The sequence below is a fragment of the Longispora urticae genome (assembly GCF_053902585.1).
Genome location: NZ_JAQZSH010000019.1, coordinates 81,565 through 93,281 on the forward strand (window position 1 = coordinate 81,565; position 11,717 = coordinate 93,281).

Consider the following 11,717-nt stretch of genomic DNA (forward strand, 5'->3'; position numbering starts at 1 on the left):
GCCGGTCACGGTGCCTTACGCCTGCCGCGACGCGATCAGCTGGGCACCATGGCCGACCGGACCGTTCCGACGGTCTGCCGCGAGCAGTGCGGCCGCGAACAGCAGGCCCGAGAGCGGCAGCAGGTCCAGGCTGACCGGCGGCAGGGCGACACCGGCGACCGTCAGGACCGGGCACCACCAGGGTGCGCGCCGGACCACGGCCAGCAGCACGGTCAGGGCGATCAGTCCGACGAAGAACAGCTGCGGCCCGACGGAGTAGACGGCCGGCACGACACCGGGAAGGTCCTGGAAGTCGTGCTGCATCGCGTTCAGTTCGACCTTGTCGGCGGACAGCGCCGCCTGCACGATGTCCACCCCGAACTGGACGACCATGGCGACCAGCCCGGCGAGGGTGACGCCGACGGTCACGGTCCGCCACCAGGTGGCCGGCAGCATGCGGCCGAGTCCGAGGACCACCGGGGCGTAGAGCAACAGCCCGGCCAGACCGAGGACGTGCGCGACCTGCCAGTCGACGCCGGGGCCGTACACGTCGTCCATGCGGCCGATCAGGCGGACGACGCCGTAGGCGGCGAGGAGGAGCGGGGCGGCGAGGAAGAGTGCTCGTTGTGAACGCATGCCAAGATCGTCTACGAGTTCGGGGTGGCGGGAAATCCGGGACAACCCTGGCGCGGACCCTGAGCGGACCCCCGACCACGGCCCGAGTCGCCGCCGTGGGCGGTGCGCCCGCGCGCCCATACAATCGGGCCATGATCGAGTCTTGGGCGAGTGACTGGGCGCACGGCTGGGCGGCCTCCCGCGGCGTGGGCCCGATCGAGCCGGTGCCCGGCGGCCAGCGGATCGAGGTCGGCCAGCCCGGCCACGTGGCGCGGTACGTGCTGTCGGCCGCCGACCCGGCCGTGCTGCGGGCGATCGACGCGCCGCTCGTCGAGTCCGGCACCTGGGTCAAGGTGTGCGCGCCGGCGGCCGAGGTCCGGGCCAGCCTCGGGCCACACTGGGTGGAGGCCGAGCTCTGCCACCTGATGACCACCACGCTGACCGCCGACGTGCCGCCCGCGCCGGACGGCTACCGGGTTCAGCTCGAACCGGCCGGGGCGGCGGTGACCGTGGCCCGGGTGCTGGACGCGACCGGGGCGCTGGCGGCGAGCGGGCAGGTCGCCGGTACCCGGAAGAACGTGGTCTTCGACCAGATCGTCACCGAGCCGGAGCACCAGCGGCGCGGCCTCGGCAGCCTGGTGATGGCGAGCCTGGCCCGGCACGCGGTCGAACACGGGGCCGTCGGCGGCGTGCTCGGCGCGACCGGGGACGGCCGGGCGCTGTACCTGAGGCTCGGCTGGCAGGTGCGCGCACCGCTGTGCGCCTTCGTCCGCGCGTAGCCCGTCCGGGACCGCCGCGTTCCGTCAGGACCACACCTGAGCTCTCGTCCGCCGCGAATCGGCCCACCGGGCGACCACACGCCGCGCACCCGGCCCGGCTCGGCGGGGCGAGCCCGGCCACCTCGGGACAGCCGCGCTCCGGCAGCGCCGCACCTGATGTCTCGTCAGCCCGGGCCCGGTCCACCGGGCGACCGCACGCCGTGCACCCGGCCCTGATCGGCGGAGTTTTCCCGGCCAGGTCCGCAGCGCAGCCCGGGCCCGGCCCACCGGGCGACCCCACGCCGTGCACTCGACCCTGATCGGCGGAGTGTTCCCGGCCAGGTCCGCAGGGCAGCCCGACCGGTGGCACCGGAACTCTCCGACGCCCGTGCGACCCTCTCGACGCCCAGATGCGGGCGTCGTGGCGACGCGCGCCGGAGTTGACGGAGGACGAGATCTCCGAGCTCAACGCGGACCTCGTCCACCTTCCCGAGCACGTCGATCGCGGCGACGGCCGGTTCCTGTCCACCAACCACCTCGTCGGCTTCGCCGGGGCCGGTGGCGAGGCGGTCTGGTGTTTCGACGTCACCCGGCCGGACGAGAACGGCGAGTATCCGGTGTACCTGCACCACCAGGACGACCAGGAGGGGCGCACCCGGTTCGTCGACAGCGGCGAGTGGGAGTTTCCGGAGTCCGCCGGTCCGGACTTCCCGTCCTTCGCGGCGTGGTTCACGACGATGACGCGGGCGCTCGTCGCGCCCGAGCCGCCGGAGTGGTGCACGGAACTGGGCGCGCCCGACGCCCGCGTCGGGGACGTGCCGACCCGGCCCAGCTGAGGACGGGGCCGCCCCGCCCGGCTGAGGACGGGGCCATCCGGCCCAGTTGAGGATGGGCGACCCGTCCCAACTGATGACAGGGCGACCCTGCCGAGTCGACGACGGGGCGGCCCGGCTGAGGACCGGGCGACCCGGCCCAGTTGACGACCGGGCGACCCGCCCGAGTTGATCGAGGGGCCGCCCGGGTGCGGGGTGTGACATTCTCGGGGTGTGCGGATCCTGGTGGTCGAGGACAACGACCGGCTCGCCCGGAGCCTGGTGGCCGGCCTGCGCCAGCACGGCTACGACGTGCACCGGGTCGCCACGGCCGAGGCCGCGCTCGTCGCCGCCCCGGGTTCCGACGTGGTGCTCCTCGACCTGGGTCTGCCCGACGCCGACGGGATCGAGGTGTGCCGCCAGCTCCGGGAGTTCGAGTCCGTCGCCGTCATCGCGGTCACGGCGCGCGGCTCCGAGCACGACCGGATCATGGGGCTGCGCAGCGGGGCCGACGACTACGTGGTCAAGCCGTTCAGCCTGGGTGAGCTGGCGGCCAGGATCGAGGCGGTGGCCCGGCGGACCCGGCCGGCGCGGGCCACCCGTCCGGAGGCGGCCACGCACACGGTCGGGGACCTGCTGGTCGATCCCGGTACCCGGACGGTGACCCGGGCCGGGGCGGAGGTCGTCCTCACCCGCAAGGAGTTCGACCTGTTGGAGGCGCTGGCCGCGCACCCCGGGAAGGTGTGCACCCGGGAGGCGCTGCTCGACCAGGTGTGGCGGGCCAGTTGGGAGACGCCGAGCCGGACGTTGGACGTGCACATCGCGGCGTTGCGGGCCAAGCTCGGGGACGCGGTGACCATCGAGACGCTGCGGGGCGTCGGCTACCGGCTGCGGGTCTGACGTGCTGCGCCGGATGCTGCTGGTGCTCGTGCCGCTGCTCGTGGGGCTGTTCGCGGCGCTCGGGGTGCCGTTGGCGGCGTACATCGCGCAGCGGGAGACCCAGACGGTGTACCTGGACCGGCTGGCCGACGCCGACCGGTTCGCCTCGCTCGCCGACGACGCGTTGCGCCGGGACCGGACGGAGGCGCTGACGGCGGAGCTGCGCCGGTACTCCGACCTGTACGGCATCGACGTGGGCCTGTTCTCCGTGGACGGGCGGCTGCTGGACTCCTCGCGGACGGCCCCGCGCACCGACTCCCCCGCGGTCGCCGAGGCCCTGGCCACGGCCCTGGCGGGGTACCGGCCGGACCGGGTCGACGCCGTCTGGCCCTGGCGGGACGCGCCCATGGTGGTGGTGGAGCCCGTCGGGCGGGACAGCGGGGTGATCGCCGCCGTGGTGCTCGTCGCGCCCACCGGGGACCTCCGGTCGACCATCCTGGGCCGGTGGGGGCTGCTGTTCGGCCTCGGGCTCGTGCCCCTGGCCCTGGTGGTGGCCGTCGCCGTACCGCTCGCGCGGTGGGTGCTGCGGCCGGTCCGCGAGCTGGACTCCGCGACCATCGCGATCGCCGCCGGCCGGCTCGACGCGCGCGCCGCGACCGTGACCGGGCCGCCCGAGCTGCGCCGGCTCGCGACGTCGTTCAACACGATGGCCGGTACCGTGGCGCGGATCCTGCGGCTGCAGCGCACGTTCGTCGCGGACGCCTCGCACCAGCTGCGCAATCCGCTCGCGAGCCTGCGGCTGGCCGTGGAGGTGCTCGGCCCGCACGTCGCCCCCGAGGGCCGGGCGGCGCACGCGGACGCGGTGGCGGAGGCCGGGGAGCTGGAGCGGGTCGTCGAGGCGCTGCTCGCGCTGACGGAGGTCGAGGGGGCGGCGCCGTTGGGTACCCCTCAACCGCTCTCCGACGTTTTCGCCGCGCACGTCCGGCGCTGGGACCCGCAGGTCACGGCCGCCGGGATGCGGCTCGTCACGGACGTGGCCCCGGGGCTGGCCACGCACGCGCCGCCCGACGGGCTGGGCAGTGTGCTCGACGAGCTGGTCGACAACGCCGCCCGGCTCAGCGGCGGCACGGTGCTAACGGTCGGCGCGGTGCTGGACGGCGACCGGGTGGTGCTGACCGTCCGGGACGACGGCGCGGGGCTGACGGCCGAGGAGCGGTCCCGCGCCGCCGGCCGGTTCTGGCGCGGGGCCGCCCACCAGAATCTGCCGGGTACCGGGCTGGGCCTGGCCATCTGCTCGGAACTCGTCGCCGCGTGGGGCGGGGAGCTGTCCCTGCACGCGTTGGAGCCCCGGGGCCTGGAGGTGCGGATCGCGCTGCCCGGCGGGGAGCTGGCCGAAGGCGGCGCTCAGGCCTTCACGGAGCGGAAGTAGCGCACCGCGCCCGGATGCAGCGGTACGGGCCCGGTCGCGATGCCGGTGCGGGTGTTGATCCGGTTGGCCTCCGGATGGCCGCGCGCGATCCGGTCCCGCCGCGCGAACAGCGTCGCCGCGACCAGTTCCACCAGGTCGTCGGGCAGGTCGGGCTGGGCGAGGAGCAGGTTCGGAGTGGTCATCGTCTCGGCCGCCGACACCCCCGGATAGGCGGAGGACGGCAGCGTGGCCGGCGTGTACAGCTCGCCGAACCGGTTGTTCAGCGCGGTCACGAACTCCCCCAGGGGCACCATCCGCACGGCGCTCATCCGGGCCAGCCGGGTCACCGCCGGGGTCGGCACCCCGGTCAGGGTGAAGAACGCGTCCACGGTGCCGGCGGCCAGCGCCGCGACCGCCTCGTCCTGGTTCGCGGTGACCAGCTCCGCGCGCACCCCGACCAGGGCGAGCAGCCGCTCGGTGGTGAACCGGGTGCCCGAGCCGTCGGCGCCGGCCGCGACCCGCCGGCCCGCGAGGTCGGCCAGGGTGCCGACCGGGCTGGCGCGCGGGACGAGGAGCTGCACCCAGCTGTCGTAGAGCCGGGCGACGGCGGCGACGTGCGGCGCTCGACCCGCGGGGATGCCGGCGACGGTGGCGTCCAGCGAGGCCAGGGCCAGGTCGGTGTCGCCGGAGTCGAGGAGGGCGAGGTTGTCGACGGAGGCGCCGGTCGGGATGGCCCGGACCCGGGTGCCGGGCAGGGCGTCGCCGAGCACCTCGGCCAGGGCGGTGCCGACCTCGCGGAACACGGCCCCGGGCGGGCCGGTGGCGATCCGCAGCTCGGGCGGGCCGGTGACCCCGCGCCGCCGGGCCACGGTCGTCCCGACCCCCACGGCGGTCGCGCCGGCCGCCAGGAGCCCGGCGCCGACGAGCTGCCGTCGGGTGACCATGCCGCCAGTGTAGGCACGGTCCGAGCACGGGGGCCGAGTGTAAGCGGGGTCTTAAATCGGGGCCGGCCGCTGGGCCTCCGGCCGGTCGGTGACGACGATCACAGTCAATCCCCCCGTCACCTCTCCGCCCCCCGGAGGAAACATGAACCGCAGACCGTTCTACCGCCACCTCTATTTCTGGGTACTGGTCTCCATCGCCCTCGGCATCGTCGTGGGCCTGGCGTTCCCGCAGCGGGCCGCCGAACTCAAGTGGCTCGCCGACCTGTTCATCGCCCTGGTCAAGATGGTCATCGCCCCCACGATCTTCTGCACGGTCGTGGTCGGGATCGCCGGCCTGGGCAACCTGGCCCGCGCGGGCAGGCTGGCCCTGGTCACCATCGGGTACTTCACGGCCCTGACCGTCGCCGCCCTCGCCATCGGCATGGTCGTGATCAACATCGTCCGGCCCGGCGACGGGCTGAACATCAAGCCCGACCCGAAGCTCGCCCAGGCGACCCTGGACAGCGCCAACACCGCCGAGAAGGCCGGCGTGATCGGCTTCGTCCAGGGCCTGGTGCCCAAGTCGATCCTCAGCGCGTTCACCGACGGCCAGATCATCCAGGTACTCGTGGTCGCCATCCTCGTCGCGATCGCCCTGTCGTTCATGGGCGCGCGGGGCGCGTCCGCCGTCCGGGGCATCGAGACCGTCGGGCGGATCATGTTCGGCATCATCCGCGCGATCATGTACGCGGCCCCGGTCGGCGCGTTCGGCGGCATGGCGTTCACGGTCGGCAAGTACGGCGACAAGGTGCTCGGCAGCCTCGCCGCCCTGATGGGCACGTTCTACCTGACGTGCGCGCTGTTCATCGTCGCCGTCCTCGGCCCGATCGCCTGGTTCTCCGGCTTCAACATCTTCACATTCGTCCGCCTGATCAAGGACGAGCTGCTCATCGTGCTGGGCACCTCCTCCTCGGAGACCGTGCTGCCCCGGATGATGGCGAAACTGGAGGCCGCCGGCGCGCGGAAGTCGGTGGTGGGCCTGACCATCCCCACCGGGTACTCGTTCAACCTCGACGGCACCTGCATCTACCTGACGATGGGCGCGCTGTTCATCGCGCAGGCGACCGGCGCGCACCTGTCCCTCGGTACCCAGCTGGGGCTGTTGGCGTTCATGCTCATCTCCAGCAAGGGCGCGGCCGGCGTGACCGGCGCGGGGCTGGTCACCCTCGCGGCGTCGCTGAGCGCGTTCGGGGACAGCGCCCTGCCGGCCGTCGGGATCGCGCTGCTGGTGGGCATCGACCGGTTCATGTCGGAGGCGCGGGCGTTGACGAACCTGGTGGGCAACGGGGTGGCGACGATGGTGATCGCCCGGTGGCAGGGCGAGTTGGACACCGCGCGGTTCCGGGAGGTGCTGGACCGGCCGGAGCTCATCGACGTGGACGCGTTGCTGGCGGAGGAGCCGGAGAAGGCGCCCGAAGAGGTGCGGGAGCCGGTCGCGGCCTGAGGACCGGTCGCGGCTGGAGGGCCGGTCACGGTTGGAAAGCCGGTCACGGCCGGAGGACCGGTCGCGGCGTGAGTGCCCGGCTCAGCCGGTACCCGTCAAGGTTCTGAGGTATTGGGTCTGGTCCGTCAGCACGTCCGTCGCGAACACCGACCGGGGCGCGAACAGGCCGGTGAGGACCAGCAGGACCGGGGAGTCCTCCAGGGACTTCGGGACCAGGCCGTGGGTGGCGCCCGGATAGTGCCTGACCTCCAGATTCCTGAGGGTCCGGCGGTATCCGGCCTCCGTGTCGGCGACGTCGACGTTGATGTCGTGGCCGCCGAGCAGGAGCAGGGTCGGGACCCGCGCGGCGGCGGTCAGGTCGGCGGTGGCGTCGGAGCGGTAGTTGCGCGCGATGAACGTCCACCGCCCGGCCGTGAGGTCCGGGTCGGCGTCGGGTTCGCGCCGGTAGTCGGCGTAGCTGGCGCCCGCGTCGAGGAGCGCGCGTTCCCGGTCGCTGCGCGCGACGGCCGCCGTGACCTCGGCCGGGGAGGCGCCGCGGGCCCGCAGCTCGGCGAGCAGGTTGAACCTGCCCTGCTGGAGCCAGTTGACGGCCGGGGCCACCGCGATCACGAACGCCAGCCCGGGGGTACGCGCGGCGACCTTCGGCATGACCCAGCCGGCCTGGCTCGCGCCCCACAGGCCGATCCGGCGGCCGTCGATGTCGGGGCGCGCCCGGGCCCACGCGATCGCCCCGGCCACCTCGGCGGCCCGGTCCTCCATCGTCTGCCCCAGCCAGTCACCGGCCGACCCGGCGACCCCGGGCTTGTTCCAGGACAGCGAGGCGTACCCGGCGCGGGCGAAGGACTCCCAGAGCGGCCGGTAGAACCCGTCGTGGGTGGCGTCGACCGGGCCGTCGCCGTGCACGAACACCACCAGGCCGAGCGGGCGGGCACGGGTGGTGGGCAGGGCCAGGACGGCGTCGAGGGTGCCGATCGTGACCCGTTCCTCCCGCAGGTCGTAGGTGTTGCGGTAGACCACGGCACCCGCGCCGAGCACCGCCAGGACCACCGCCGCGATGACGATTCTCTTCCACATGGCGCCCCCTCAAACTATCGTTGCAAGAACGATCGTACTAGACTTGTACGTATGGAGCTGCTCCGGGTACTGCCCGCCCACACCCGCCACCGCGCCGCCGAGCTGTACTGGGAGGCGTTCGGCCGCAAACTCGGCCCCGCCCTCGGCCCGCCCGACCGGGGCACCGCGTTCCTCGCCGCACACCTGCACGCCGACCGCGCGGTGGCGGTCATGGCCGGGGAAACACTCGTCGCGGTCGCCGGCTACCAGCACGGGGGCCGGGCGCTGCTGGGCGGCGGCGCGCTCGACGTCCTCCGCGCGTACGGCCCGGTGCGCGGCCTGCCCCGCCTCGCGCTCCTCGCCGTCCTCGAACGCCACCCGGCCCCCGGCGAGCTGGTCATGGACGGCATCTGCGTGGACCCCGCCCTGCGCGGCCGGGGCATCGGCGGCCTGCTGCTCGACGAGATCGGCGCCGTCGCCCGCGACCTGGGGTGCGCCCGGATCCGCCTCGACGTGATCGACGCCAACCCCCGCGCCCGCGCCCTCTACGAACGGCACGGCTTCGTCGCCGCGCACACCGAACACACCCCCTACCTGCGCCGCCTCCTCGGATTTGGCGCGGTGACCACGATGCGCCGTAAGGTCGGACCGTGATCGCGACCCGGGCCCTCGTCGACGCGCTCGTCCGGGAGGACGACACGGTCGACGCCGGCGAGCTGTACGCGGTGGCCGCCCTCCTCGGCATGACCGACCAGCAGGTCCGGCTGTGCCTCAAGCGGTTGGTCGCCGAGGGCCGCTACACCCACGAGGGCCGGGGCCGCCGGGCCCTGCTGCGCGCCACGGCCGCCACCGGCGACGACAGCGAGTTCGTGCGCTTCGCCCACCGGCAGGACCGGGGACTGGAACCGTGGGACGGGCGCTGGCGGTTCGTCGCGTTCGCGATCCCGGAGACGAACCGGGCGGCGCGCGACAGCTTCCGCGACGCCCTCGGCCACCTGGGCGGGGCGGCGGTCCAGGGCGGGCTGTACGTCTCCCCGCACGACTGGGACGACCTCGTCGACGCCGCGGTGGACCGGCTGGGCGTCGCGGCGGGGGTCACCCGGCTGACGAGTACGGACCTGTGCGTGGCCGGGGAGCGCGACCCCGGGCGGCTGGCGGCCCGGTTGTGGCCGTTGGAGGAGGTCGCCGGGCGGTACGCGGAACTCGCCGACCTCGCCGGGGGGCTGCTCGACGGCCTCGGCGGGAAGTCCCCGGTGGAGCTGCTCGGGGCCGCCGTGGAGCTGACCGCCGCGTACACCCGGGCGATGGAGCCCGATCCGTTGCTGCCGCCCGAGTTGCTGCCCCGGCCGTGGGTGGGGGCGCGGGGCCGGGAGCTGGCCGGGCGGTGTCTCGCCGAGATCGCCGAGCGCGGCGACCCGGCGATCCGGCTGTTCCGCCGGTACACCGCCTGACGCGCTACGGTGCGGTGGCCTCGGCCGCGCGCCGGACCGCGTCGACCGCCGCGGCCACGTCGGCGTCGTCGGTCGACCAGTTGCTCACCGACACCCGCAGCACATCCCTGTCGTGCCACCGCGAACCCGACATCCACGTGACCCCGTCCACCAGCAGCCGCGCCGTCACGGCCCGGGTCCGCTCGTCGGTCCCGAACGCCGCGCACACCTGGGTGAACACGACGTCGTTGAGGATCTCCGCCCCCGGCACCGCCGCGATCCCCGCCGCGATGGCCCGCGCGTGGCCGGCGAACCCGTCGACCAGGTCCGCGACCCCGGACCGGCCCAGGGACCGCAGCGCCGCCCACACGGGGACGCCCCGGGCGCGCCGGGAGAGTTCCGGTACCCGTTCGAAGGGGTCCCCCACCCCGCCGTCGTGCACCAGGTAGCTGGCGTGCACGCCCATGGCGTCGCGGACGACGTAGGGCCGGGCGACGACGGCGATCCCGCAGTCGTAGGGCACGTTGAGCGTCTTGTGCGCGTCGGTCGTCCACGAGTCCACGGCGGAGCGGCCCTCCACCAGGTGCTCCAGGCTCGGCGAGGCGGCGGCCCACAACCCGAAAGCCCCGTCGACGTGTACCCATGCGCCGCGCTCGTGGGCCAGCGCCGTGGCCGCCCCGACCGGGTCGAACGCTCCCGAGTGGACGTTGCCCGCCTGCAGGCACACGATCGCCGGCCCCTCGCCGAGCAGGTCCCCGAGCGCGTCCACCCGCAGCCGCCCCTGCCCGTCGGAGGGCACCACCTCGGGGGCGCCGAGCCCCAGGTACCGCAGCGCCAGGTCCACCGTCTCGTGCCGCTCCCGCCCGACGAGTACCCGCACCCGGGGCGCCCCGGTCAGGCCGAGCCGGTTGACGTCCCACCCCGCCGCCGTCAGGACCTGCTGGCGGGCGGCGGCGAGCGCCGTGAAGTGCGCCATCGTCGCGCCCGTCGTGAAGCCGACGTCCGCGGTGGCCGGCAGTCCGAGGACCTCCAGGATCCAGCCGGCCGCCACCTCCTCGAGTGCCGCCGTGCCCGGCGTCGCGTACCGCATGCCGGTGTTCTGGTCCCAGGCGCTGACGAGCCAGTCCGCGGCGAGGGCGGCCGGCAGCGTCCCGCCGATCACCCAGCCGAAGAACCGACCGGAGGGCATCGCCATCAGGCCCGGTTCGGCCAGCTCGGCGAGCAGGTCCACGACCTCGGCCGGGGCGGTCGGCCCCTCCGGCAGCGGCCCACCGAGCACCTCGCGGAGTTCGTCGGCGGTGGCCCTCGGCGGGACCGGGCGGTCCGGCATCGAGGCCAGCCAGGCCCGGGCGTGGGCGGCGGCCCGGTCGAGGGCGGCGACGTAGGCGTCCAGTCGCGCGGTCACCCTCCCACTGTGTGCCCCGGGGGCGGGTCGGCGCGGGAGTTTCGGCGAGCGCGGCGCGCGCGATGCCGGACATCCGGGCCGGCGGGGCCGTTTCCCACACCGCCGGCCCGGCGTTTCAGTCGAGGTGCCAGGTCGACTCCAGCCGCGGTCGGCCGTCGGGACCCGTGACGGTGTGCCAGCTGGCGCGCGGGCGCGGCGGGCAGGGGCGGGGGCGCAGGACGTGCAGCGCCGGGTTGGTCAGTGGCGCGTCGGCGAGGCCGCGGCGACCGTGCGGCAGGTAGTCGCGGAGTGCGGCTTTCAGCACGTCGAGGCGCGACCGGGGGGCCGGGGCGCCGCCGGTGCCGGTGCCGGTGCGGACGGTGGTGCCGTCGCGGACGGCGGTGAGCAGGGCGAGAAGGGTCATGGCTGTGACTCCTGGGTGCGTGCCGGCCGGACGGCCGGCAGCGCGCACGGGTGGCGACCGCGGGTGCCGCGGCCACCCGCCACGGCAGGGTCGAACGCCGCACCACGCGGGGCGGGGCGGATCGACGCGCGGGCTACCGTGCGCGACGGACGAGTGGAGAAGGAGTGACCACACTGGATGATCGACTACTGGGGCCGTCCACGGGACCTCACCTCCTCCGACTCGGACGCCGACTCCGTCGACGCCGCGCACGAGGGCGGGGGGGAAACGATCCGGGACCCGGATCACGCACCCCTGATCTCGTAAGAGCTTTAGCACTGCCCGGCGTATCCCGCGTGGGGAAGCCACTTGGGGTCACCCCTTGAGCCGGGGAGACCTGTCCTGAACCTGGGCGTCTCTCGACGTCGTGGGGTCAGTGGCCTGTATCCAGAGCAGACGCCTCACCTAACGAGGTGCCTTCGAACCTCGACCAGCATGAACTCCGCAAAAGCCGCCTGTCAAGCGGGTGTGCGGGGCCGACCGTGAGATCCCGCCCACGACCCCGGAGC

General features: G+C 74.5%; 13 protein-coding genes and 1 riboswitch. Of the genes, 8 read left to right on the forward strand and 5 right to left on the reverse strand.

All coding sequences use genetic code 11. From position 1 onward, the window contains the following. Positions 1-15 precede the first annotated feature (15 nt). Positions 16-615 (reverse strand): hypothetical protein, encoded by a 600-nt coding sequence (locus tag PT931_RS09745; protein ID WP_456245378.1) that lies wholly within the window; start codon positions 613-615, stop codon positions 16-18. A 131-nt stretch (positions 616-746) separates the two neighbouring features. Here PT931_RS09745 and PT931_RS09750 point away from each other — a divergent pair, with 131 nt between their 5' ends. From PT931_RS09750 to PT931_RS09765, 4 genes are all read left to right on the forward strand, one after another. Further along, positions 747-1,373, forward strand: coding sequence for a GNAT family N-acetyltransferase (locus PT931_RS09750; RefSeq protein WP_456245379.1), 627 nt, complete (start codon positions 747-749; stop codon positions 1,371-1,373). A gap of 389 nt (positions 1,374-1,762) precedes the next feature. Continuing rightward, entirely contained in the window at positions 1,763-2,188 is a 426-nt protein-coding gene (locus PT931_RS09755; RefSeq protein WP_456245380.1) for a hypothetical protein, read from the forward strand. A gap of 210 nt (positions 2,189-2,398) precedes the next feature. Further along, positions 2,399-3,064: a response regulator transcription factor gene (locus tag PT931_RS09760; RefSeq protein WP_456245381.1), complete on the forward strand. Its 666-nt coding sequence runs from the start codon at positions 2,399-2,401 to the stop codon at positions 3,062-3,064. Between the two features lie 13 nt (positions 3,065-3,077). After that, the gene (locus PT931_RS09765) at positions 3,078-4,472 is read left to right on the forward strand and encodes an ATP-binding protein (RefSeq protein ID WP_456245382.1); all 1,395 of its coding nucleotides are present in this window, start codon (positions 3,078-3,080) and stop codon (positions 4,470-4,472) included. Here the strand turns inward: PT931_RS09765 and PT931_RS09770 are convergent. After that, positions 4,448-5,395: a TAXI family TRAP transporter solute-binding subunit gene (locus tag PT931_RS09770; protein ID WP_456245383.1), complete on the reverse strand. Its 948-nt coding sequence runs from the start codon at positions 5,393-5,395 to the stop codon at positions 4,448-4,450. The two genes, PT931_RS09765 and PT931_RS09770, sit on opposite strands and share 25 nt — an antisense overlap. A gap of 142 nt (positions 5,396-5,537) precedes the next feature. Between PT931_RS09770 and dctA the strand changes: the two genes are divergently transcribed. Then, the gene (gene dctA / locus PT931_RS09775) at positions 5,538-6,878 is read left to right on the forward strand and encodes a C4-dicarboxylate transporter DctA (protein ID WP_456245384.1); all 1,341 of its coding nucleotides are present in this window, start codon (positions 5,538-5,540) and stop codon (positions 6,876-6,878) included. 81 nt (positions 6,879-6,959) lie between these two features. On the opposite strand, the gene PT931_RS09780 is transcribed toward dctA, so the two are convergent. Then, positions 6,960-7,952 carry an alpha/beta hydrolase family protein gene (locus tag PT931_RS09780; protein WP_456245385.1) on the reverse strand — a complete coding sequence of 331 codons (993 nt, stop codon included), beginning with the start codon at positions 7,950-7,952 and terminating at the stop codon, positions 6,960-6,962. A gap of 51 nt (positions 7,953-8,003) precedes the next feature. Between PT931_RS09780 and PT931_RS09785 the strand changes: the two genes are divergently transcribed. Both PT931_RS09785 and PT931_RS09790 read left to right on the forward strand, forming a co-directional pair. After that, positions 8,004-8,585 (forward strand): GNAT family N-acetyltransferase, encoded by a 582-nt coding sequence (locus PT931_RS09785; RefSeq protein ID WP_456245386.1) that lies wholly within the window; start codon positions 8,004-8,006, stop codon positions 8,583-8,585. Beyond that, positions 8,582-9,382, forward strand: a complete 801-nt coding sequence (locus PT931_RS09790) for a PaaX family transcriptional regulator C-terminal domain-containing protein (protein ID WP_456245387.1) — start codon at positions 8,582-8,584, stop codon at positions 9,380-9,382. Before PT931_RS09785 ends, PT931_RS09790 begins: the two co-directional genes overlap by 4 nt. 4 nt (positions 9,383-9,386) lie before the next feature. Here the strand turns inward: PT931_RS09790 and PT931_RS09795 are convergent, their stop codons facing one another. Next, positions 9,387-10,691, reverse strand: coding sequence for a pyridoxal phosphate-dependent decarboxylase family protein (locus tag PT931_RS09795; protein WP_456245465.1), 1,305 nt, complete (start codon positions 10,689-10,691; stop codon positions 9,387-9,389). A 190-nt stretch (positions 10,692-10,881) separates the two neighbouring features. Continuing rightward, on the reverse strand, positions 10,882-11,169 hold the full coding sequence (locus PT931_RS09800; protein ID WP_456245388.1) for a hypothetical protein: 288 nt from the start codon (positions 11,167-11,169) through the stop codon (positions 10,882-10,884). 177 nt (positions 11,170-11,346) lie between these two features. Between PT931_RS09800 and PT931_RS09805 the strand changes: the two genes are divergently transcribed. Next, positions 11,347-11,475, forward strand: coding sequence for a hypothetical protein (locus PT931_RS09805; protein ID WP_456245389.1), 129 nt, complete (start codon positions 11,347-11,349; stop codon positions 11,473-11,475). Then, positions 11,455-11,628, reverse strand: a riboswitch (M-box (ykoK) riboswitch). It overlaps the preceding gene by 21 nt. Between the last annotated feature and the right edge of the window lie 89 nt (positions 11,629-11,717).

What these genes read in the sequence shown, in the direction of transcription:
- PT931_RS09795 (WP_456245465.1), bottom strand. Translation starts at nt 10,691, where the DNA reads ATGCCGGACCGCCCGGTCCCGCCGAGGGCCACCGCCGACGAACTCCGC.
- PT931_RS09765 (WP_456245382.1), top strand. Translation starts at nt 3,078, where the DNA reads ATGCTGCTGGTGCTCGTGCCGCTGCTCGTGGGGCTGTTCGCGGCGCTC.
- dctA (WP_456245384.1), top strand. Translation starts at nt 5,538, where the DNA reads ATGAACCGCAGACCGTTCTACCGCCACCTCTATTTCTGGGTACTGGTC.
- PT931_RS09780 (WP_456245385.1), bottom strand. Translation starts at nt 7,952, where the DNA reads ATGTGGAAGAGAATCGTCATCGCGGCGGTGGTCCTGGCGGTGCTCGGC.
- PT931_RS09770 (WP_456245383.1), bottom strand. Translation starts at nt 5,395, where the DNA reads ATGGTCACCCGACGGCAGCTCGTCGGCGCCGGGCTCCTGGCGGCCGGC.
- PT931_RS09800 (WP_456245388.1), bottom strand. Translation starts at nt 11,169, where the DNA reads ATGACCCTTCTCGCCCTGCTCACCGCCGTCCGCGACGGCACCACCGTC.
- PT931_RS09750 (WP_456245379.1), top strand. Translation starts at nt 747, where the DNA reads ATGATCGAGTCTTGGGCGAGTGACTGGGCGCACGGCTGGGCGGCCTCC.
- PT931_RS09755 (WP_456245380.1), top strand. Translation starts at nt 1,763, where the DNA reads ATGCGGGCGTCGTGGCGACGCGCGCCGGAGTTGACGGAGGACGAGATC.
- PT931_RS09745 (WP_456245378.1), bottom strand. Translation starts at nt 615, where the DNA reads ATGCGTTCACAACGAGCACTCTTCCTCGCCGCCCCGCTCCTCCTCGCC.
- PT931_RS09805 (WP_456245389.1), top strand. Translation starts at nt 11,347, where the DNA reads ATGATCGACTACTGGGGCCGTCCACGGGACCTCACCTCCTCCGACTCG.
- PT931_RS09785 (WP_456245386.1), top strand. Translation starts at nt 8,004, where the DNA reads ATGGAGCTGCTCCGGGTACTGCCCGCCCACACCCGCCACCGCGCCGCC.